This is a genomic window from Streptomyces sp. NBC_01214 (assembly GCF_026340975.1).
GTDB lineage: Bacteria > Actinomycetota > Actinomycetes > Streptomycetales > Streptomycetaceae > Streptomyces.
In genome coordinates this window covers 1,130,585-1,151,183 of record NZ_JAPEOS010000003.1, presented here as the reverse complement: position 1 = coordinate 1,151,183, position 20,599 = coordinate 1,130,585, and the positions used below count along the sequence as shown (strand labels likewise).

Annotated in this window: 16 protein-coding genes, 2 pseudogenes and 1 riboswitch; of the genes and pseudogenes, 14 read left to right on the top strand and 4 right to left on the bottom strand. The window is 72.8% G+C overall.

Annotated features, from left to right (window positions below; genetic code table 11):
- Nucleotides 1–186, top strand: a riboswitch (cobalamin riboswitch).
- A gap of 204 nt (nucleotides 187–390) precedes the next feature.
- From OG594_RS41495 to OG594_RS41475, 5 genes are read left to right on the top strand one after another with little or no spacing between them, the layout of a single operon-like run.
- The gene (locus OG594_RS41495; RefSeq protein ID WP_266607552.1) at nucleotides 391–1,890 is read left to right on the top strand and encodes a CoA-acylating methylmalonate-semialdehyde dehydrogenase; all 1,500 of its coding nucleotides are present in this window, start codon (nucleotides 391–393) and stop codon (nucleotides 1,888–1,890) included.
- Nucleotides 1,887–3,041 carry an acyl-CoA dehydrogenase family protein gene (locus tag OG594_RS41490; RefSeq protein ID WP_266607551.1) on the top strand — a complete coding sequence of 385 codons (1,155 nt, stop codon included), beginning with the start codon at nucleotides 1,887–1,889 and terminating at the stop codon, nucleotides 3,039–3,041. Before OG594_RS41495 ends, OG594_RS41490 begins: the two co-directional genes overlap by 4 nt.
- Entirely contained in the window at nucleotides 3,038–4,129 is a 1,092-nt protein-coding gene (locus OG594_RS41485; protein WP_266607550.1) for an enoyl-CoA hydratase/isomerase family protein, read from the top strand. The genes OG594_RS41490 and OG594_RS41485 overlap by 4 nt, the downstream gene beginning before the upstream one ends.
- A complete protein-coding gene (gene mmsB, locus OG594_RS41480; protein ID WP_266607549.1) occupies nucleotides 4,126–5,028 on the top strand; it encodes a 3-hydroxyisobutyrate dehydrogenase in 903 nt (300 codons plus the stop codon). Before OG594_RS41485 ends, mmsB begins: the two co-directional genes overlap by 4 nt.
- Nucleotides 5,025–5,798, top strand: a complete 774-nt coding sequence (locus OG594_RS41475; protein ID WP_266607548.1) for an enoyl-CoA hydratase — start codon at nucleotides 5,025–5,027, stop codon at nucleotides 5,796–5,798. Before mmsB ends, OG594_RS41475 begins: the two co-directional genes overlap by 4 nt.
- A 74-nt stretch (nucleotides 5,799–5,872) precedes the next feature.
- On the opposite strand, the pseudogene OG594_RS41470 reads toward OG594_RS41475, so the two are convergent.
- Together OG594_RS41470 and OG594_RS41465 are read right to left on the bottom strand one after the other, a co-directional pair.
- Nucleotides 5,873–6,163 (bottom strand): annotated as a pseudogene (locus tag OG594_RS41470) (iron chelate uptake ABC transporter family permease subunit); the annotation flags it as partial.
- Nucleotides 6,159–6,371, bottom strand: a pseudogene (locus OG594_RS41465) (ATP-binding cassette domain-containing protein); the annotation flags it as partial. The pseudogenes OG594_RS41465 and OG594_RS41470, both read right to left, overlap by 5 nt.
- A 216-nt stretch (nucleotides 6,372–6,587) precedes the next feature.
- Between OG594_RS41465 and OG594_RS41460 the strand changes: the two are divergent.
- The 8 genes from OG594_RS41460 to OG594_RS41425 all read left to right on the top strand — a co-directional run bounded on the left by OG594_RS41460 (nucleotide 6,588) and on the right by OG594_RS41425 (nucleotide 15,130).
- The gene (locus tag OG594_RS41460; protein WP_266607547.1) at nucleotides 6,588–7,274 is read left to right on the top strand and encodes a response regulator transcription factor; all 687 of its coding nucleotides are present in this window, start codon (nucleotides 6,588–6,590) and stop codon (nucleotides 7,272–7,274) included.
- A complete protein-coding gene (locus OG594_RS41455; RefSeq protein WP_266607546.1) occupies nucleotides 7,271–8,659 on the top strand; it encodes a HAMP domain-containing sensor histidine kinase in 1,389 nt (462 codons plus the stop codon). Before OG594_RS41460 ends, OG594_RS41455 begins: the two co-directional genes overlap by 4 nt.
- Nucleotides 8,660–8,738: 79 nt before the next feature.
- Nucleotides 8,739–11,018, top strand: coding sequence for an MMPL family transporter (locus tag OG594_RS41450; protein WP_266607545.1), 2,280 nt, complete (start codon nucleotides 8,739–8,741; stop codon nucleotides 11,016–11,018).
- The gene (locus OG594_RS41445) at nucleotides 11,015–11,734 is read left to right on the top strand and encodes a DUF2993 domain-containing protein (RefSeq protein WP_266607544.1); all 720 of its coding nucleotides are present in this window, start codon (nucleotides 11,015–11,017) and stop codon (nucleotides 11,732–11,734) included. Before OG594_RS41450 ends, OG594_RS41445 begins: the two co-directional genes overlap by 4 nt.
- Nucleotides 11,735–11,861: 127 nt before the next feature.
- Nucleotides 11,862–12,602, top strand: a complete 741-nt coding sequence (locus OG594_RS41440) for a TetR-like C-terminal domain-containing protein (RefSeq protein WP_266607543.1) — start codon at nucleotides 11,862–11,864, stop codon at nucleotides 12,600–12,602.
- Between the two features lie 40 nt (nucleotides 12,603–12,642).
- The gene (locus OG594_RS41435) at nucleotides 12,643–13,794 is read left to right on the top strand and encodes an MAB_1171c family putative transporter (protein ID WP_266607542.1); all 1,152 of its coding nucleotides are present in this window, start codon (nucleotides 12,643–12,645) and stop codon (nucleotides 13,792–13,794) included.
- A 296-nt stretch (nucleotides 13,795–14,090) separates the two neighbouring features.
- On the top strand, nucleotides 14,091–14,555 hold the full coding sequence (locus tag OG594_RS41430) for a helix-turn-helix domain-containing protein (protein ID WP_266607541.1): 465 nt from the start codon (nucleotides 14,091–14,093) through the stop codon (nucleotides 14,553–14,555).
- Complete coding sequence (locus OG594_RS41425; protein ID WP_266607540.1) at nucleotides 14,552–15,130, top strand: toxin; 579 nt, start codon at nucleotides 14,552–14,554, stop codon at nucleotides 15,128–15,130. The genes OG594_RS41430 and OG594_RS41425 overlap by 4 nt, the downstream gene beginning before the upstream one ends.
- A gap of 10 nt (nucleotides 15,131–15,140) precedes the next feature.
- Here the strand turns inward: OG594_RS41425 and OG594_RS41420 are convergent, their stop codons facing one another.
- Both OG594_RS41420 and OG594_RS41415 read right to left on the bottom strand, forming a co-directional pair.
- A complete protein-coding gene (locus OG594_RS41420) occupies nucleotides 15,141–18,509 on the bottom strand; it encodes an aminotransferase class I/II-fold pyridoxal phosphate-dependent enzyme (protein ID WP_266607539.1) in 3,369 nt (1,122 codons plus the stop codon).
- Nucleotides 18,510–18,519: 10 nt separating this feature from the next.
- Nucleotides 18,520–19,470, bottom strand: coding sequence for an NAD-dependent epimerase/dehydratase family protein (locus OG594_RS41415; RefSeq protein ID WP_266607538.1), 951 nt, complete (start codon nucleotides 19,468–19,470; stop codon nucleotides 18,520–18,522).
- Nucleotides 19,471–19,561: 91 nt separating this feature from the next.
- On the opposite strand from OG594_RS41415, the gene OG594_RS41410 reads away from it, so the two are divergent.
- Nucleotides 19,562–20,545 carry a cyclase family protein gene (locus OG594_RS41410; RefSeq protein ID WP_266607537.1) on the top strand — a complete coding sequence of 328 codons (984 nt, stop codon included), beginning with the start codon at nucleotides 19,562–19,564 and terminating at the stop codon, nucleotides 20,543–20,545.
- The last annotated feature ends 54 nt before the right edge of the window (nucleotides 20,546–20,599 follow it).

Below are 20,599 nucleotides of genomic sequence, written 5' to 3'. Positions count from 1 at the left end.
GTCCAACTATATGTTCGTGGCACAAGGTCCGCGGTGCAGGGAAGCCGGTGAGAAACCGGCACGGTCCCGCCACTGTGACCGGGGAGCGTGCTGCCATCCACACGCCACTGACGAGGTCTGTCGGGAAGGCGGGCGGCGCGCGGAGATCCGGGAGTCAGGATACCGGCCGCGGATGTTCCGTGTTGTCCACGAGGATGGAGCAGACACGCATGGCACCGGTTTGTACCCACGACCCTGGTGATCCGGCGGAGCGCACGCACACGTTCGCGCGCTCATAGGTCGTCCCTTTCGACCCAGTCCCACGGCCTTCCCCAGCGGCGCACCCGATCGGGTGCCGTCCGCCGGTCGGCCGTGCCATCCCCGGATCCAACCTGACGAGAGCAGGCACCCATGGTCCGCGAACTCACCCATTTCATCGGCGGCAAGCACACCACCGGATCCTCCGGTCTCTTCACCGACGTGTACGACCCCAACACCGGTGCCGTCCAGGCCCGGGTCCCGCTCGCGGGGCGGGCCGACACCGAGGCCGCCATCGCGAACGCCGAGGAGGCACAGGCCGACTGGGGGCAGTGGAACCCGCAGCGCCGCTCGCGCGTACTGCTGCGCTTCCTCCAGCTGATCGAGGGCGAACGGGACTCCCTCGCCCGGCTGTTGTCCTCCGAGCACGGCAAGACCGTCGCCGACGCCCACGGCGACCTGCAACGCGGCCTGGAGGTGGTCGAGTTCGCCGCCGGCGTCCCGCACCTGCTGAAGGGCGAGTTCACCGACAACGCGGGCACCGGGATCGACGTGCACTCCCTGCGCTCACCGCTGGGCGTGGTCGCCGGGATCACCCCCTTCAACTTCCCCGCGATGATCCCCCTGTGGCAGGCCGCGCCCGCCCTGGCCTGCGGCAACTCCTTCATCCTGAAGCCGTCCGAGCGCGACCCCTCCGTACCGCTGCGCCTCGCCGAACTGTTCCTGGAGGCCGGTCTGCCGCCCGGCGTGCTCAACGTGGTCAACGGCGGCAAGGAAGCCGTCGACACCCTCCTCGAAGACCCGCGCGTGCAGGCCCTCGGCTTCGTCGGCTCCACCCCGATCGCCGCGCACATCTACGCCACCGCCGCGGCCCACGGCAAGCGCGCCCAGTGCTTCGGCGGCGCCAAGAACCACATGATCGTGATGCCCGACGCCGATCTCGACCAGGCCGTGGAGGCACTCATCGGCGCCGGCTACGGCTCCGCGGGCGAGCGCTGCATGGCCATCGCCGTCGCCGTCCCCGTCGGTGAGGAGACCGCGAACGCCCTGGTGGCCAAGTTGGCGGAGCGCATCGCCACCCTGCGCGTGGGCCGCTCCGACGACCCCGAGGCCGACTTCGGTCCGCTGGTCAGCCGGGACGCCCTCGACCGGGTGAACCGCTACGTCGGCATCGGAGCCACCGAGGGCGCCGAACTCGTCGTGGACGGCCGCGGGTTCGCCCTGCCCGGGCACGAGGACGGCTTCTTCGCCGGAGCCACCCTCTTCGACCGCGTGACCCCGCAAATGCGGATCTACCGCGAGGAGATCTTCGGCCCGGTGCTGTCCGTCGTACGGGCCGCCGACTACGAGGAGGCCCTGCGCCTGCCCACCGAGCACCCGTACGGCAACGGCGTCGCGATCTTCACGCGCGACGGCGACACGGCCCGCGACTTCACCCGCCGGGTGGGCGCCGGCATGGTCGGCGTCAACGTGCCGATCCCCGTCCCCGTGGCGTACCACACCTTCGGCGGCTGGAAGCGGTCCGGCTTCGGCGACCTGAACCAGCACGGCCCCGACTCGATCCGCTTCTACACCCGTACCAAGACCGTCACCTCGCGCTGGCCCTCCGGGGCCAAGGAGGGCGCGAGCTTCACCATCCCGACGATGGGATGAGCCCGGTGACCCTCACCCTCAGCCCCGATCAGCTCGCCCTCGCCGAGGTCACCCTCGACTTCGCCCAGGAACAGCTCGGCCCGTACGCCGTCACCTGGGACCAGGACAAGCACTTCCCGCTGGACGTGATCCGCAAGGCGGCGGACCTCGGGCTCGGCGGCGTCTACGTCCGCGAGGAGCACGGCGGTTCCGGCCTCAGCCGCAGCGACGGCGTCCTCATTTTCGAGACCCTCGCCACCGGTTGCCCCTCCATCGCCGGATACCTCTCCATCCACAACATGGTCGCCTGGATGATCGACCGGTACGGGGACCCGGACCAGCGGGCCCGCTGGCTCCCCGACCTGTGCTCCGCCCGGTCGCTGGGCAGCTACTGCCTGACCGAACCCGGCGCCGGATCCGACGCTGCTGGGCTGCGCACCCGGGCCGTGCGCACGGACGACGGCTACGTGCTGACCGGGGTGAAGCAGTTCATCTCCGGCGCCGGCGCCTCCGAGGTCTACATCGTCATGGCCCGCACCGGCGGGGAGGGCCCGGGCGGCATCTCCGCGTTCGTCGTCGAACGCGCGGATGCCGGGGTCTCCTTCGGCCCCAACGAGCGCAAGATGGGATGGAACGCCCAGCCCACCCGCCAGGTGGTCCTCGACGGGGTCCGCGTCCCGGCCGATCGGCGGCTCGGCGCCGAGGGCGACGGCTTCCGCATCGCCATGAACGGCCTCAACGGAGGCCGCCTCGGCATCGCCGCCTGCTCTTTGGGCGGTGCGCAGAGCGCGCTGGACCGCAGCCTCACCCACCTGGCCGACCGGGAGGCCTTCGGGGCCCGGCTGCTGGACGCGCAGGCCCTGCAGTTCCGGCTCGCGGACATGGCCACCGAGCTGGCCGCGGCCCGCGCCCTGGTCCGCCAGGCCGCCGACGCGCTGGACCGGGGGGATCCGCTGGCCCCGCAGCTGTGCGCGATGGCCAAGCGGTTCGCCACGGACACCGGGTACGCGGTCGCCGACCGGGCCCTCCAACTCCACGGGGGTTACGGCTACTTGAGCGAGTACGGCATCGAGAAGATCGTCCGCGACCTTCGGGTCCACCAGATCCTGGAAGGCACCAACGAGGTCATGCGCATCATCGTCGCCCGCGGGCTCACGGAGGCCCTGCGATGAACCACGGGAACCCCGGGGAACAGGACCGGGACCACGTGCTCCTGCGGACCGAGGGCCGCACCGCCTACATCACCCTCAACCGCCCCGGGGCACTCAACGCGCTCACCCACTCCATGGTGCTGCGCATCGACGGGGCGCTCGCCGGCTGGCAGCAGGACCCGGACGTCGCGACCGTCGTCATCGAGGGCGCCGGTGAGCGCGGCCTGTGCGCGGGCGGTGACATCCGCGCGATCTACGAGGACGCCCGCACGGGCGGCACGGCCTCGGCCGGCTTCTGGCGCGACGAGTACCGGCTCAACGCCCGCATCGCCCGCTACCCCAAGCCGTACGTCGCCCTCATGGACGGCATCGTCATGGGCGGCGGCGTCGGGATCGCGGCCCACGGCACCGTACGGATCGTCACCGAACGCTCCCGCGTGGCCATGCCGGAGACGGGCATCGGCTTCGTCCCCGACGTCGGCGGCACGTACCTGCTGGCACTGGCGCCGGGAGAACTGGGCACCCACCTGGCCCTGACGGGGGCGCCGGTCGGTGCGGCGGACGCACTGCTGTGCGGGCTCGCCGATCACTTCGTGCCCTCGGAGCTGCTGCCGCGGCTGGCCGCGGACCTGGCGGGGGCCTCCGTACACGAGGTGCTGGAGCGGTACGTCGGTCCGGCGCCCGGTGGCGCGCTCGACGGCGACCGCGAGTGGATCGACCACTGCTACGCGGCGGACACGGTGGAGGACATCGTGGAGCGCCTGCTCGGCAGCGGTGTCCCGGCGGCGAAGGAGGCCGCGGCCACCCTTGCGGCCAAGTCGCCCACGGCGCTGAAGGTGACCCTGGCCGCCCTGCGCCGGGTGCGCGGACTCGGCCCGCTGGAGCGGGCTCTGGAGCAGGAGTACCGGATCTCCTGCGCGGCGCTGTCCTCCCCCGATCTGGTGGAGGGGATCCGCGCGCAGGTCATCGACAAGGACCGCAGCCCGCGGTGGTCGCCGTCCGCCCTGGCGGAGGTGGGTCCGGCGGACGTGGAACGGTTCTTCGCCCCGCTCGGCGCGCTCGAACTGGGGCTGACCCGTACCGATTCGACTCAGGAGGTGCCCTGGTGAGCAGGACCGTGGCGTTCGTCGGACTGGGCCACATGGGCGGCCCGATGGCGGCCAACCTGGTGAAGGCCGGACATCGCGTCCTCGGCTTCGACCTGGTGCCGGAGCTGCTGGCCAGCGCCGCCTCGACGGGGGTGGAGCCGGCGGTGTCGGCCGCCGCGGCCGCCGCCGGGGCCGACGTGGTGATCACCATGCTGCCGGCGGGCGGGCACGTCCTCGCCCTGTACGGGGAGGGCGGGCTGCTGGCCGCCGCGCGGCCCGGCACCCTCTTCGTCGACTGCTCGACCATCGACGTGGCCGACGCGCGGGCGGCCCACGAGGCCGCCGGGGCCGCCGGTCACCGGTCCCTCGACGCGCCCGTCTCGGGCGGGGTGGTCGGCGCGCGGGCGGCGAGCCTCACCTTCATGGCGGGCGGTGGCGCCGAGGAGTTCGCGGCGGCCGAGCCGCTGCTCGGCGCGATGGGCAAGAAGGCCGTGCACTGCGGGACGGCGGGCGCCGGACAGGCCGCGAAGATCTGCAACAACATGATCCTCGCCGTCTCGATGATCGGGGTGAGCGAGGCCTTCGTCCTCGCCGAGAGCCTCGGCCTGGACCACCAGGCCCTCTACGACGTGGCCTCCACCGCCTCCGGCCAGTGCTGGGCCCTCACCGTCAACTGCCCCGTGCCCGGACCGGTTCCGGGCAGCCCCGCCAACCGCGACTACCTGCCCGGCTTCGCCGCCCCCCTCATGGCCAAGGACCTCGCCCTGGCGGCGAACGCCCTGCGGGCCGGCGGGGTGGAGGCGCCGCTGGGCCTGAAGGCCGCCGAGCTGTACGCCGACTTCGCCGCCGGCGAGGGCGCGGGCCTCGACTTCTCGGCGATCGTCCACACCCTGCGACCCCGGAACGGAACACCCGCATGACCTACGAAACCATCCTGCTGGAGCGCAAGGGGCGGGTGGCCGTCCTCACCCTCGACCGACCGGAGGCCCTCAACGCCCTGAACCTCCAGGTCATGACCGAGGTGGTGGCCGCCGCGGAGGGACTGGACCGGGACCCGGAGGTCGGCTGCATCGTCCTGACCGGCTCCGCGAAGGCCTTCGCGGCCGGCGCCGACATCAAGGAGATGCGGCCGCGCAGCTACATGGACATGTACCTCTCGGACTGGTTCACGGCGTGGGACCGGCTCGGCCAGGTCCGTACGCCCACCCTCGCGGCGGTCTCCGGCTACGCCCTGGGCGGCGGCTGCGAGCTCGCCATGATGTGCGACATCCTGCTCGCCGCGGACACCGCGAAGTTCGGGCAGCCCGAGATCAAGCTGGGGGTGATCCCGGGGATCGGCGGATCCCAGCGGCTCACCCGGGCCGTCGGCAAGGCCAAGGCCATGGAACTGTGCCTGACGGGCCGCACCATGGACGCGGTCGAGGCCGAAAGGGCCGGCCTGGTCTCCCGGATCGTCCCCGCCGACGAACTGCTGTCCGAGGCCCTCGCGGTCGCCGAGACCGTCGCGGGAATGTCCAAGCCGGTTGCGATGATGGCCAAGGAGGCCGTGAACCGGGCCTTCGAGACCACCCTCACCGAGGGCGTCCGCTTCGAACGCCGCCTGTTCCACGCGGTCTTCGCCACGGCCGACCAGAAGGAGGGCATGTCCGCCTTCGTGGACAAGCGCCCGCCCCGCTTCAGCCACGGCTGAGCCACGCGCGAAGGCCGGGTACGGCGCAGTCCTGCGCGCCGTACCCGGCCTTCGGCCTGCTCACGACAGGTGGCCTAGCGGCGGCTGCGTACGAGCAGGTGGAGGAAGTACGGAGTGCCGATCACCGCGGTCATCAGGCCGGCGCCGAGCTGGGCCGGTGCGATCACGGTGCGGCCCACCAGGTCCGCCGTGCAGACGAGGACGGCGCCGAGGAGCACCGCGACCGGGACCACCCGGGTGTGCTGCCGGCCCACGAGCGCGCGGGCGGCGTGCGGTGCGACGAGCCCGACGAAGCCGATCGTGCCGGCGGCGGCCACGGCGGTGGCACTGAGCAGGACGCCGAGCAGGAGGAAGCCGAAGCGTCCGCGGCCGCTGCAGCCGGGCTACCGTGCGCAGCACCGTGGACTTGCCGCTGCCGTTCGGTCCCACCAGGACGGTCACTTCGCCGGGTCGCAGCGTCAGGGAGGCGTCGTGGACGACGTCGACGCCGTCGTACGCCACCGTGACGCCCTGGGCGGAGAGTTCATGACCCCGGGGACGTGTGGTCCCGGTGGTCTCTTCAGCTGCTTGCACGACGGTTAGGTTAGCCTAACCTCAGGAAATGGCAAGCGCTTTCAACCAAACGACCACAAGGCGAGAACCAGCCAAAGACATCGTTCGGACATATCCCTCCATCTCGTGGCACGGCCGGCGCATTGTTCGGGGAATGTACGGATGGCGGCGCGCCCACCGGAAGGGCGGGTCGGCGCGGTTAGCATCGATGCTGCCAACCGCGGCCGGGAGGAAGTGATGACGGAGTCCAGGGGCCTCGTGCTGATCGTCGAGGACGAGCGCCACATCTCCGACGTGCAACGCCTCTACCTGACCCGCGAAGGCTTCGGCGTCCACGTCGAGGCCGACGGGGCCACCGGTCTCGCGGCCGCCCGGCGCATGCACCCGGTGGCGATCGTCCTGGACATCGGCCTGCCCGGGATGGACGGCATCGCCTTCTGCCGCGCCCTGCGGGACGCCGGCGACTGGACACCGGTCCTGCTGGTCACCGCCCGCGGTGAGGAGGCCGACCGGATCCTCGGCCTCGAACTCGGCGCGGACGACTACCTGACCAAGCCGTTCTCGCCGCGCGAGCTGGTCGCCCGGGTCAAGACCGTACTGCGCCGGGCGGCGGGGCCGCCCGGACCGCCGCCCGGGGACACCGGCCGGCTCAGCGTGGACCCGGTCAGCCGCACCGTGCGCCGCGACGGCGAGCCGGTCGAGCTCACCGCCACCGAGTTCAACCTGCTCTCCCACCTCCTCCAGCACGTGGGCCAGGTCTTCACCCGCGAGCAACTGCTCGCCCAGGTGTGGGGGTACCCCGGCTACCGCGACACCCGCATGGTCGACGTCTTCGTCTCACAGGTGCGCGCCAAGCTCGGCGACGCGAGTCCGATCCGTACGGTCCGCGGCGTCGGGTACAGCGCGACGGCCCCCGGCCCGTGACCCGCCACCCCCGCACCGGTCCGCGCCGCGGCTCCCTCGCCCGCAAGATCGTGGTGCTGACCACCGTGGTGGCGGCGCTCGCGGTGGCCCTGACCGGACTGATCGCCTGGCAGACCGCCGCGCACGGCGCCGAACAGCGCGAACGCGACCAGCTGACCCGTCAGGCGACGGTGCTGAGCCGGCTGCCGGCCGTGTCCGAGGCGCTGTTCACCGGCGCCCAGGTCCTGGCCGGGCCGAACGGGGTGCAGCTCGCGGTCATCGCCCCGGACGGCACCGTGAGCGGCACCGCCGGCCCGGCCGTCGACCGGAGGTCCACATCGGCCCTGCTGGCCGGGGAGCCGGTCTCCACCACCGGCATCCTCGGTGGCCAGGAAGTACTGCTGGTGGGGCAGCCCGGCGTACGCGGCGGCGCCGTCGTGCTGACCGAGCCCTACGCGGTCGTCACCGAGAACACGAGCCAGATCCGCCGCAACGTCATCGTCCCGCTGGTCGTCGGCATGCTCGGCGCGGCCCTGGCCGGAGCGCTCCTCGCCCGCCGCATCGCCCGTCCGCTCGTGACGGCCGCGCAGATCGCGCACCGGCTCGCCGACGGCGAACGCGGCGTACCGGCCCCGGTCGACGGGCCCCGGGAGACCGCGGACATCGGGCGCGCCCTCAACGCCCTGGACGGGGCGCTGGCCCACAGCGAGAACCGGCAGCGGGAGTTCCTGCTCTCCGTCTCCCACGATCTGCGCACCCCGCTGACCGCGCTACAGGGCTATGCCGAGGCGCTCGCCGACGGCCTGATCGAGCCGGAGCGGGTACCCGAGGTCGGCTCCATCCTGGCCGACGAGACCCGGCGCCTGGACCGGTTCCTCGGGGACCTGCTGGACCTGGCCCGGCTGGAGGCCGACGACTTCCGCCTGGACGTGGCCCCGGCCGACCTCCGCGCGTTGGTCTCCGACGCCGCCGCGTTCTGGACCGGCCTGTGCGCACGCCACGGCGTCGATCTCCGGCTCGAACGGCCGGACCGGCCCGTGGTCGTCGCGACGGACGCCTTCCGGGTCCGGCAACTGGTCGACGGCCTGGTGCAGAACGCGCTGCGCGTCACGCCCGAGGGCGCGCCGCTGGTCCTCGCCGTCCGTCCGGCCGACGCGGGCGGCGGGGCCGAACTACAGGTCCGCGACGGCGGCCCCGGCCTCACCGAGGACGACGTCCGCATCGCCTTCGACCACGGCGCCCTCCACGAGCGCTACCGGGACACCCGCCCGGTCGGCAGCGGCCTGGGGCTGGCCATCGCCCACCGCCTGACCGGCCGGCTCGGCGCCGGCATCCGCGTCGAGGGGCACGGGCCGGAAGGCGGCGCCTGCTTCACCGTCACCCTCCCGCCGGCGCCCGCCGCCTGAGCACTTGGAAGCCGGCCCCCTTATGTTCCCCGAACAATGCGCCCACGCCCCCCTTACACACGCCGCGCACAGTGTCCCCATGAACACTGAATCGGCCCGGCGACCGGGGCTGCTCCACCGGAGCGGGCGCTGGTGCGCCCGGCACGCCTGGCGGGTCGTCGCCCTGTGGGTGCTGGCACTGGTCGGCCTCGGGCTCGCCAACCACACCTGGGGCGGCACCTACGCGGACAGCTTCTCCCTCCCCGGTACCAGCACCCAGATCGGCGCCGACCTGCTGACGGCCCACACCACCGCGTCCGGCGGCACCGCCTCCGCCATCGTGATCACCTCCGACGACGGCGCGGTCACCGATCACCGGGCGGCGATCGAGGCGGCCGTCGCCAACCTCGGCCGGCTTCCGGACGTCCTCTCGGTGGCCGACCCGCTCACCACGCCCGGGGCGGTCTCCGCGGACGGCGGGACCGCCCAGGTGACCGTCCGCTTCGACGGCAACCCGGCGAGCTTCGACCCCGCCTACCTCGACGAGGTCGACACCGCCGTCGAGCCGCTGCGCGCCGACGACGTCACCGTCGAGTACGGGGCCCCGCTCGGCCAGCTGGCCACCCCCAAGTCCGCCGACCGCGCCTCGGAGGCCATCGGTCTGGCCGTCGCCGTGCTCGTGCTGCTGATCGGCTTCGGCAGCGTCGCCGCCACCGGCCTGCCCCTGGTGACGGCCGTGATCGGCCTGTCGGTGAGCCTGGCCGGGCTGGGCGTGCTCGCCGGGCACTTCAGCTTCTCCCAGGCCGCCCCGACCCTGGCCGCGATGATGGGCCTCGGCGTCGGCATCGACTACGCGCTCTTCCTCGCCACCCGCTACCGGGCCCTGCTGCACGCCGGAGCCGAACCCGCCGAGGCGGTCGGCCGTACGGTCGCCACCAGCGGCCGGGCCGTACTGGTCGCCGCCGCCACGGTGGCCATGGCCCTGGCCGGGCTGTGCGCCTCCGGCGTGGGCTTCATCGGCGCCCTCGGCGTCGCCGCCGGACTCAGCGTCCTCGTGGCCGCGGCCGCGTCCGTGACCCTGACGCCCGCCCTGCTCGGTCTGCTCGGCCGCCGCATCGACCGCTTCCACGTCCGCCGGCCGGTCGCGGAACCCACCGGCGAGGCGGACGTCTGGCACCGCTGGGCCGTCAGGGTGAGCCGCCGCCCGTGGCTCTTCCTGGTCAGCGGCCTGCTCGTGCTCGGCGTACTCGCGGTCCCCGTCGCGTCCATGCAGCTCGGCCACGTCGACGCCGGTGCCCAGTCCACCAGCAGGACCGACCGCCGCGCCTACGATCTGATCACCGAGGGCTTCGGCCCCGGCGCCAACGGCCCGCTCACCGTCGTCACCCACCTCGACAGCCGTCACGTCGAGAGCGAGAGCCTGCGCCAGGACCTCGCGGCCTCGCTCCGGCGCGAGCTGGCCGCCGTACCGGGCGTCGCCTCCGTCACTCCCCCGGTGCCCAGCCCCGACCGCGCCCTGCTCATCACCACGGTCGTGCCCACCACCGGCCCGCAGGACGCGGCCACCGCGGACCTGATCCACACCTTGCAGGACGAAACGGTGCCGCGGACGCTGTCGGGCACCGGAGCCACCGGCTACCTCACGGGCACGGCCGCCGCCGCCCAGACCTTCACCGACACCCTCACCGCCAAACTGCCCCTGATCATCGCCGTGGTCGTCGCCGCCGCCTTCCTGCTGCTGCTCACCGTCTTCCGCAGCCCGCTGGTGGCGCTCAAGGCCGCCGTGCTCAACCTCTTCTCCATCGCCGCCGCCTACGGCGTGGTCGTCGCGGTCTTCCAATGGGGCTGGGGCGGCGCGCTGTTCGGCGTCACCGAGAAGGTGCCCGTCGAGTCCTACGTACCGATGATGATGTTCGCGATCGTCTTCGGGCTCTCCATGGACTACGAGGTCTTCCTGCTCTCCCGGATCCGCGAGACCTGGCTGAGTTGCGAGGACAACCACCGGGCCGTCGCCACCGGCCTCGCCGCCACGGCCCGCGTCATCACCTGCGCGGCACTGATCATGACCAGCGTGTTCCTGGCGTTCCTGCTCTCCACGAACGTCGCCGTCAAGATGCTCGCGCTGGGCCTCGGCGTCAGCGTCATCATCGACGCCACCGTGGTCCGCCTGCTCCTGGTGCCCTCGTCCATGTACCTCTTCGGGCGCGCCAACTGGTGGCTCCCCGGCTGGCTGGACCGGTTCCTTCCGCACCTCGACCCGGAAGGGCCCGCCCCCGGGCCGGAGCCCCTTGCCGGATCGGAGCCCCTCGCCGAATCGGATCCGGGGGCACCATCCGCTACCGCACCCGATCTCGCACCCGCCCGAGGAGAACGGCGATGAAGCACCACCTGACGAGGACCCGGGCCGCCGTGCGCCGCCGTCCCGTCCTCACGGTCACGGTCGCCGTGGTCCTGCTGGCCGTCGGCGCCACCGGCGCGGCCGAGTACACGGTCCGCCACCACATCCACGACCGTGTCGCGCAAGCGGCTCCGGGCCTCGGTGACGACGTGGCGGTCGGCATCGCCGGCGGCTGGGCCCTGTGGGACCTGGCGCACGAGGGCATCCCCCGGCTCGACATCAGCAGCGACGACGCCCGGGTGGGGCGGCTCTCCCACGTCCGCGTCCGGGCCCGGCTGGACGACGTCCGCCTCGGCGGGACGACCACGGTCGGCGGCACCCACGCGGACGTGACGGTCTCCCCGCAGTCCCTCGCCGCCGCGATCCGCGGCGCCGTACCGTCCGTGGCCGTGGCCGCGGTCACCCCCGATCCGGCGGCGGGGACGATCCGGGCGGACGTCGGCCCGGGCGGCCTCGGGCGGCTGACGCTGCGTCCCGTACTCGCGGACGGCAAGGTCACCCTCGCCGTGGACGGGCTCACCCTGTTCGGCCGCTCTGTCCCCACCGACCGGCTCGGGATCGGTGCCGGCGGCTTCGGCCCCCAGTCGGGCGCGCCGAAGGAGTATCCGCTCGGGCTCGCCGCCACCTCCGCCGAGGTCCGGGCGGACGGCCTGCACGTCGCGTTGACCGGCGGCCCGAGCACCCTGCCCGACCGCTGACACCCACCGCTCGACCGCATTCGCCCGGAACGTTCCGCACCCGCCCGATGGCCGGATCACAGCACATGACCAGGGCGTTCGAAAAACCGTACGCACGGCCGCAGTTGCCGGCGGGTACGGTTCCGGCATGGATGTTTCCGCAATCAGTTCGACCGAGGACGACGACATCGCGCGGGCGGTGATGATCAAGGACATCGCGCGTCAGCAGCTGGTGAAGCTGGGCGCCGCCGGGCTGTCCCTCGAGGCCGTGGCGCGCGACGGCGGCCTTCCCGTCGCCGATGTCGAAACCACCTTCGCGCACCGCGACGACCTACTGACCGCACTGGTCATCGACGCCTACGACGCGTCCGGCGAGGCGATGGAGCGGGCCGACGCGGCCGCCGCGGCGGCCGCGGCGGCCGGTGGGTCCGGGGGCGCACGGCTCCTCGCGGTCACCCGCGCGTTGCGGCAGTGGTCCTTCGACAACCCGGCCGAGTTCACCTTGATCTACGGCTCGCCCGTGCCCGGCTACCACGCCCCGCAGGACACGGTCCCGTCGGCCTCGCGCACCCCCGCGGTCCTCGCCGGCATCGTGCGCTCCGCGCTGGAGGCCGGTGAACTCACCCCGCCCCGACGGGCGGTGCCCGGCCCGCCGCTGCTCCTGCCGGAGGCCGTGCAGCTCTTCGGCGGTGCGCCCGGGGCCCCGTTCTCGGACGTCGTCGAACGCGGCATCGTCCTGTGGAGCACTCTGATCGGCCTCCTGGTGTTCCAGGTCTTCAGCCGTACCCACGACAGCGTCCGGGACGAGGCCGCGTTCTTCGACTACGCCATCGCCGTGTCGGCCGAGAGCATCGGCCTCGTGGTCCCCCTGGCCGAGAGCACCGACTGACCCGTCCGTCGCCCGCGCGGCACCGGCAGAAAACCAGGACGTGAACACCACCAGAACCCTCTGCTTCGTCATAGCGGCGCTCTCGTCGTACGCGGCGCTCGTCTACCGGCTGTGCCAGGCGCGGCGCAGCTGGAAGGACGGCGCCTACCGCACGCTGATCGCCACGCTGCTGCTCCAGTGCCTCACCTTCACCATGGGCGCCCTGGCCATGGGGGGCGCGCCCCTCCTGGGAGTCGGCAACCTCGCCGTCCTCCTCATGCACTTGTCGGCGGTCGCCTTCTGCGTCAGCGCCCAGATCATCCTGCTGCGGTGGGCCGCCGCGGACGAGGAGGCCGTACGCAAGACCCGCTACTGGGTGATCACCGGCATCGCGCTCGACGTGCTGCTGACGGCCCTCTTCTTCCTCGCCGACGGCACCGGCCGGCCGGCCTCGGACTTCGACGGCACCAGCGAACCGCTGCTGCTCACCTACCTCCTGGCGTTCATCGTCTCCCAGGCGATCCCGTGCGTCACGATCTACCTCCAGTGCGGGCCGTACGCGCGGATGACCGACAACGCCTCGCTGCGCCAGGCGCTGCGGCTGCTCTCGGTCACCGCGGTGGTCCTGTTCCTCTACTGCCTGGCCAGGACGGTCAACATCCTCACGGCGGCGGCCGGGGTCGACATCGGCGCCTGGAAGGTCGCCGCGTCGGTCTTCAGCGCCGCGGGCATCGTCATGCTCTCGATCAGCCTGACCAACTCCTGCTGGGGCCCGGCGGCGACGCGGCTGTGGGAATGGGCCCGCACGTACCGGTCGTACCGGGCGCTGTACCCGCTCTGGCGGGACCTGTACGAGTCCTCCCCGGACATCGCCCTGGAGCCGCCCGGCGCCTCGGTGTCCGACCTCGACTACCGCCTTCACCGCCGGGTCGTCGAAATACGGGACGGGTGGCGGGACTTGCGTCCGTACATCGACCGCACCGCCGACGAGGGTCGCGATCCGGCCAAGGAAGTGAGCGCGGAATCGCGGCAAGCCTTCACCGAAGCTGCACAGATCAAGCGCGCCTTGCAGGCAAAACTGACCCGCACGGTGCCCCTGAACAACAAGGACGCCGGCGACTTCGACGACCGCGATACGAACAACTTCGCGGCAGAGCTGGCATGGCTCACCCAAGTGGCAGCCGCCTACAGTAAGCTCGACAAGGCGAGTTGAGAACTCCCGCCCGGTTTGCATCCCCCGTCAAACCGGGCGGGTATCCCGTTTCCCCGCTTTCGCGGCGGACGGACGGGTTGCTCCCGCCCGTACTGGCCCGGCCCATCCCCCGAGGGCCGGGCCAGTCCGATATCACCGGCGCCCAACGTGCGTCCCCCGTGAGCGCAAGTTAGCTGCCAGCTATCGGCCGAACCCCACGTTCGCCGAGTCCTGGCCAATTGTCAACTGACCGCTAATCTGTGAAACTTGCGTGTAGCTGAGGGCTATTCCGAGGGGCGACGGGAGGATGGTTCACCATGACCGGGACCGAGAACGACACCGAGAACGGGAGTGGGGAGCGCCCCCTGCTCGCGATGCGCCTCGACGACCTCTTCCGAACGGTCCGTCCCAAGGGCAAGCACTGGACCAACGCCGAGGTCGCGGACGAGTTGAAGCGGGTCAATCCCGAACTCAAGGTCGGGGGCGTCTACCTGTCGCAGCTGCGCACGGGTAAGCGCTCCAACCCGTCACCGGACCTGCTCTCCGCCCTGGCCCGTTTCTTCGGGGTCTCGGTCGCCTACTTCTTCGACGACAAGGTCGCCGAGTCCGTGCTCGGCGAACTCGCCGCCATCGAGGCGCTGCGCCAGTCCGGGGTGCGCGCCGTGGCGATGCGGGCGGCCGGGATGAAGAAGGAGAACCTCCAGGCCATCACGGCCATCATGGACCAGTACCGGCAGATGCAGGGCCTGCCGCCGGTGGCCGACCCCTCCGAGTCGGGATGAAGGGCGCCCGCAAGGAGCGGGCGGCCGACCACGAGCGCCGCAGCCGGCTCAAGAAGCTCCGGAAGGCGGGCGCGCAGCGGATCGCCGAACTCGATCTGCCGGCGGCGACCGACGTGGCCGAACTCTGCCGCCACCTCGGCGAGGTGCGCGACCGTCCGATCACGCTGGTTCCGATGCAGATGCCCTCGTCGCATCCGTGCGGCATGTGGGTGGCCGCTCGCGACGAGGACCTCATCTTCTACGACGCCAACACCACCGGCGCGCATCAGGAGCACATCATCTTGCACGAGCTGGGCCACATCATCTGCTGCCATCGCGGGGCAGGCGGGCTGGACGAGGCGGCCGCGCGCCTCCTCTTCCCCAACCTCGATCCCCAACTCGTGCGCGACATGCTCCTGCGGGCGACCTACGACGACGTCCAGGAGCAGGAGGCGGAGATCATCGCCTACCTCCTGTCCCAGCGGATCGGCGACGCCGGGCAGCACCACGCGGCGGCCGCGGCCGCGGCGTCGGGCGAGGACGGCAACCCCGCCAAGAGCGCCACGTTGAGCCGCATCGAACGCACCCTGATCTGAGATGGATCTCTTATCGCCCCGCGGTCGCCACTTCCTCGGCCAGGATCGACACGGCCCGTCCGATGTCGTCCTCGTGGTGTTCGCTGGTGATGAAGAACCGCAGTCTCGACAGCCCCTCCTCCACCACGGGGTGGAAGATCGGGTCCGCGACGACGCCCCGGGTGAACAGTTGGTCCGCGACGCGCAGGGTCCTCGCCGAGTCGCCGAGGATGCACGGCACGATGGGCGTGCCGGCGCTGGTGCCCGTCGCCAGACCGGCCCCGACGGCGAGCCGGAGGAAGAGCTCGGAGTTCCGCCTGAGCGCACGCACGCGCTGCGGCTGCGCGGTGAGCAGCTCGGTGGCGGCCAGCGCCGCGGCCGCGTTGGGCGGAGTCAGGCCGACGCTGTAGACGAATCCGGGGAGCGTGTGGCGCAGCCAGCGCACCGTCCGGGCCGAACCGCCGAGGTATCCGCCGCAGCTGGCGAAGGCCTTGGAGAGGGTGCCCATCCACAGGTCCACGTCGGACCGGTCGACGCCGAAGAACTCGCCCACCCCCCGGCCGCGTTCGCCGACGGTGCCGATGCTGTGGGCCTCGTCGACCATGAGCAGGGCTCCGTAGCGCTTCTTCAGCTCGATCACGGCGGGCAGGTCGACGAGGTCGCCGTCCATGCTGTAGGCGCCCTCGACGGCGATCAGCACCCGCCGGAACCTGGACCTGTTGAGCCGCAGGACGTGCTCCAGCTGCCCCATGTCGTTGTGGGCGAAGGGGCGTCGCGCCGCACCGGACAGGGCGCAGCCCTGGAGGATGCTGTCGTGGGCGAGCGCGTCGTGCACCACCAGGTCTTCGGGGCCGACGAGGTGGCCTATCGCGGTGACGTTCGTGGCGTGGCCGCTCACCAGGGTCAGGCAGTCGCCCACGCCGAGGAACTCCGCCAGTGCCCGCTCCAGCCGTACGGTCAAGTCCCGTTCGCCGGAGAGCACGCGGCTCGCGGAGACCGAGGTGCCGTACCGGTCCACCGCCCGGTGCACGGCTTCGTCGACCGCGGGATGGCCGGAGAGCCCGAGGTAGTTGTAGCTGCCGAAGGACAGCAGGGTGCGGCCCCCGATGACGGTCGTGTCGCGGACGTTGCCCTCGTGGATCCGGAAGTATGGGTTGGCGGCGCCGCTACCGGTGATCTCTCCGAGGCGCCGCTCGAACTCTGCGACTTCCGGGAACGCGTCGATGAGGGCCGTCCCGGCGCCCCGTGCCGCGCGCTCCTGCTGCGGGCCGGGTCCGGCGGGCGCCGGCGTCCGCGTGCGGTCGGGATCGGCGTGCGGATCGGCGTGCGGATCCACGAGTTCGATCAACCGGCCGACGGTGAGCTCGGGCGAGAACAGCTCCTCGTCCCGGAAGCCCGGTATCCGCTTGGCGATGTTGACGGCGAGCTCCTGCAGCATCAGGGAGTCGAACCCGAGATCGGCCACCAGGGTCAGGTGCCCGCTCAGCTCGGAGAGCGGGATGACACCGGTCCGCGAGACCTCTTCGAGCACGAGGGACACGGCGGGTGCGGCGGGTGCGGCGGGTGCCGCGGGTGCCGCGGATGCCGCGGATGCCGCCTCGGCCGGATCCGGGAGTTCGCGCGCCGAGTCGTCCACGACCCAGTGGCGGCGCGGGGCCAGCGGGCTCGGCGGCAAGGTGCACGGAGGCGTCCGCACCGTCCCGGGCTGCCGGGGCACGGTACCGGTGGCCCCCGGGTCCGCGAGCCCCTCCGTTCGACCCGCCGCGACGCCGTCGGCCACCGCCCTCAGCTTGGCGGTGGCGTCGGCGGCGTCCCGGGCCACCAGGGTGAGGTGCTGTGCGAGGGGCGTGCGACGGGCGAGGGTGTCCGCCACCGCGGCCAGCGGGGGCCGGTCCTCGGCGAGGGTATCGGCGAGCTCCCGGGCGTAGCGGGCCAGTCCGTCCCGGTCGCGCGCGCTGAGGGCCAGTACGTACGGTCCGTCGTCTCGTGGCGCGGGCGCCGCCGGGCCGGCCGGGGCCGTGGTGCACTCCTCCACCACCAGGTGGACACCGGTACCGCCGAAGCCGAAGGCGCTCACCCCCGCCCGGCGCGGACCCGCGCGGTCCGGCCACGGTGTCGGGGTCGTCGCCACGGTCAGCCGAGCGGCGTCGAGCCCGGAGGGGTCGGCCAGGTCGCACTCCGGCTGCGGGGGTATCACGCCCCGCTGGACCGCCAGGACCGACTTGATGAGCCCGGCGATCCCCGCGGAGTTCAGCGAGTGACCGACCACCGCCTTCACGGCGCCGAGGTAGGCGGGTTCGGCGCGCTCACCGCGCAGCTCGCGCAGCACGCCGAGTTCGACGGGGTCGCCGACGGTGGTTCCGGTGCCGTGCGCCTCCAGGTAGCCCACCGCGTCCGGGGCGAGGCCCGCGTCCCGGTAGGCCCGGCGCAGTGTGCGGAGCTGACCGGCCGCCTGGGGGTGCATACCGCCCTGCACGGTCCCGTCGTTGGCCGTTCCCACGCCGCGGATCACGGCGTAGACCCGGTCGCCCGCCGCCAGGGCGTCGGTCAGGGGCCGCAGCACCAGCACCCCGGCTCCCTCGCCCAGGACGAAGCCGTCGGCCTGCGCGCCGAAGGGCAGGCAGCGGCCGCTGCGCGAGATGGCTCCGATCCGGCACAGCCCGACCAGCAGGTCGGGGGCGAGCACCAGTTGGGCACCGCCCGCCAGGGCGATGCGGGTGCGGCCCGCGCGCAGTGCGTGCACGGCGTTGGCCACGGCCATGAGTCCGCCTGAGCAGGCCGAGTCCAGGGCGTAGCTCTCGCCGTGCAGGTCGAAGACCGAACTGATGGTGTTGGGGCCCATGTTGAGCAGGAGCCCGGCCACCGAGGTGCCGTTGAGTCCGTCGACGGCCCGGACCGCCTCCAGCGGGCGAGGGTGGGCGAGGCGCGCGCCGAACTCGCCCCCGGCCAGCTGGCGCATCCGGATCCGCATGGTGCTGAGCTCGCGGTAGCCGCTCTCGGTGAGTGCCGTGATCACCGAGGTCTCCTCGCGGTCGAAGCCGTCGGCCTCCCACCCCGCGTCCTGGATGGCCTCGCGGGCGAGGTCGATCAACAACCGGGCCTGGGGGTCCATCGCCCGGGCCCGCCGCGGCGGGATGCCGTAGTGGGCCGCGTCGAAGTGGCCCACGTCCGGCAGGAGCGCCATGGTGTTCGTGTACGCCGACGAGGTGTCACGGAAGTCGTCGCTCGTGAAGGCCGCGGTGCGCCACCGCGAGTCCGGGATCGCCCCGAACTGTGCCTGTGGGGCCGTCAGGAGCCGCCAGTACTGGTTCACATCGCGTGCTCCAGGGAAGCGGCACGCCATCCCCACGACGGCGATCTCTTCCCGCCGCGGTCTCCCCGGGTCCTGCATGAGGCCCATCCCCGTCCTGTCACCCGTGTCGGTCACCGGCCGCGAGTCGTTCGCGCCACCAGTCCACGGTGGCCTCGACCTGCTCGTCGACGGGGGTGGACCGTACCGCGAACGCCGCCTCGTAGGCGCTCGAATTTACGACGAACGGACGGTCGAACTGGTAGCGGACCTCCTTCAGTTCGCGGATCAGCGGGGAGAAGAGCGATGCCACGCCGACCACGGCGGACGGGAGTCCGCGCACGGCGACCGGTCCCGTTCCCGCCCGGGCGCACAGTCGCGCGACCATCTCGCGCACGGACAGCGCCGGCTGGGTCGGGACGTGCCAGGCACGTCCCCAGGCGCGCTCCTCGTCCGCGACCTCGACCAAGGTCCGGGCGACGTCGGGGAGGTAGGTCCAGCTGTGCGGGGCGTCTGGGTCCCCCAGCGTGGTGACCGGCTTGCCGCGCAGCAGTGGCGGCACGACCCGTGCGGCCAGGTGGCCGCCCTCGGTGACGCCGGGCCCGAAGAAGTCCGAGGCGCGTACCTCGACCGCCCTGATCCGACCCTGCTCGTGCAGTTTCCGCGCCTGCTCCCAGACCGCGGCGCGGACCCGCCCCTTGGTGCCGGTGGCCGCGAGCGGAAGGTCCTCGGTCATGGGGCCGTCCACCGGGCCGTAGCCGTAGAGGTTCCCCAGCATGACCAGTACGGCCCCGGTCGCCTCGGCCGCGGCGCAGAGCGACGAGGCCAGCGGCGGCCAGTCGGCCGCCCAGCGCGGGTAGGGCGGTGCGGCGCAGCTGTGGATCGCCACCGCGCCCCGCGCGGCTTCGGTCAGCCGCTGCGTGTCCGTCGCGTCGAGCGCGACGTGTTCGATCCCGGGTTCCGGGCTGCGGCCCGATCGGGTGACGGCCCTTACGGTATGGCCCTGTTCGACGAGGAGCCGAGCAGTGGCGGCGCCGGCGGGTCCCCAACCTATGACGACGTGGAAGCTCACGTGCGCACCCTAGCGCGAGCGGCCGGCGCCCCCTTCTGCGGAGAACGTCTCCCGGCCAGCGCCGGGGCGCGAACCGCCGGACACTGGGAGCATGAGCGGCGACCCCACCGGTACCCCCACCGACGCCCCGGACGACGGGCCGGCGAAGGGGCCGGCCAACGGGCCCGCCGTCTCCCGCCGGGAGTTCGACGCGCTGTTCGCGTCGGTCCGTACGTGGGGCCGGTGGGCGGCGGCCGATCGCGGGGCCTGGAACGGGGTGACGGCGGAACATGCGCGCAGGGCGACCGCCACGGTCCGGGACGGGACCGTCGTCCCGATGGCACGGCCCTGGGACACCCGCCCCGGCCCGGACAACGCGAAGCCCGCGCTGCACTACATGTCCGACCTCGGCGACGTGCAGGCCCCGGAGCCGTCCGTCCACAAGGACTTCCTGGCCGCCGACTATCACGGCAAGGCCGTGACGCACCTCGACGCACTGTCGCACGTCGCCTACCGAGGGCAACTGTACGACGGGCGCGCGGCGCGCGAGCACGTCGGTGCGGCCGGTGCCCGCTTCGGCGCGGTGTCGGCGCTCGGCCCCCTCGTCACGCGGGGCGTCCTGGTCGACCTGCCCGCCGTGCTCGGGGTCGAATGGCTCGAACCGGGCCGTGCGGTGCACGCACGGGACCTCGTCGCCGCGGAAGAGGCGCTCGGAGTGACCGTCGGGGACGGCGACGCGGTGCTGCTGCGCTCCGGGGCGCTGCGCCGACGCCGGGAGTTCGGCGCCTGGAACCCCGACGCGGCCAGCGCGGGCTGGCACGTGCACGCCCTACCGCTGCTGGCCGAGCGCGCCGTCGCGCTGCTGGGCGGTGACGGGGACAGCGACGTACGGCCTTCGCCGGTCGAGGGGCTGCACTCCCCCGTCCACGCGCTCGCCGTCACGGCGATGGGGGTGCCGCTGCTGGACAACCTCGACCTCGAACCGCTCTCGGCCGCGTGCGCCGAAGCGGGCCGTTACGCGTTCCTGCTCGTCGTGGCGCCGCTGAACGTCCCCGGCGGAACGGGCTCACCCGTCAATCCGGTCGCGATCCTGTGACGCCATCCTGTGACGCCCGCGCCCGCTGATCGTTCCACTCCCTTACTCATTGCC

Bases quoted from the DNA above. Each gene is read 5' to 3' on its own strand.
- OG594_RS41495 (WP_266607552.1), top strand. From the start codon at position 391: ATGGTCCGCGAACTCACCCATTTCATCGGCGGCAAGCACACCACCGGA.
- OG594_RS41490 (WP_266607551.1), top strand. From the start codon at position 1,887: ATGAGCCCGGTGACCCTCACCCTCAGCCCCGATCAGCTCGCCCTCGCC.
- OG594_RS41485 (WP_266607550.1), top strand. From the start codon at position 3,038: ATGAACCACGGGAACCCCGGGGAACAGGACCGGGACCACGTGCTCCTG.
- OG594_RS41475 (WP_266607548.1), top strand. From the start codon at position 5,025: ATGACCTACGAAACCATCCTGCTGGAGCGCAAGGGGCGGGTGGCCGTC.
- OG594_RS41460 (WP_266607547.1), top strand. From the start codon at position 6,588: ATGACGGAGTCCAGGGGCCTCGTGCTGATCGTCGAGGACGAGCGCCAC.
- OG594_RS41450 (WP_266607545.1), top strand. From the start codon at position 8,739: ATGAACACTGAATCGGCCCGGCGACCGGGGCTGCTCCACCGGAGCGGG.
- OG594_RS41445 (WP_266607544.1), top strand. From the start codon at position 11,015: ATGAAGCACCACCTGACGAGGACCCGGGCCGCCGTGCGCCGCCGTCCC.
- OG594_RS41440 (WP_266607543.1), top strand. From the start codon at position 11,862: ATGGATGTTTCCGCAATCAGTTCGACCGAGGACGACGACATCGCGCGG.
- OG594_RS41430 (WP_266607541.1), top strand. From the start codon at position 14,091: ATGACCGGGACCGAGAACGACACCGAGAACGGGAGTGGGGAGCGCCCC.
- OG594_RS41425 (WP_266607540.1), top strand. From the start codon at position 14,552: ATGAAGGGCGCCCGCAAGGAGCGGGCGGCCGACCACGAGCGCCGCAGC.
- OG594_RS41420 (WP_266607539.1), bottom strand. From the start codon at position 18,509: ATGGGCCTCATGCAGGACCCGGGGAGACCGCGGCGGGAAGAGATCGCC.
- OG594_RS41410 (WP_266607537.1), top strand. From the start codon at position 19,562: ATGAGCGGCGACCCCACCGGTACCCCCACCGACGCCCCGGACGACGGG.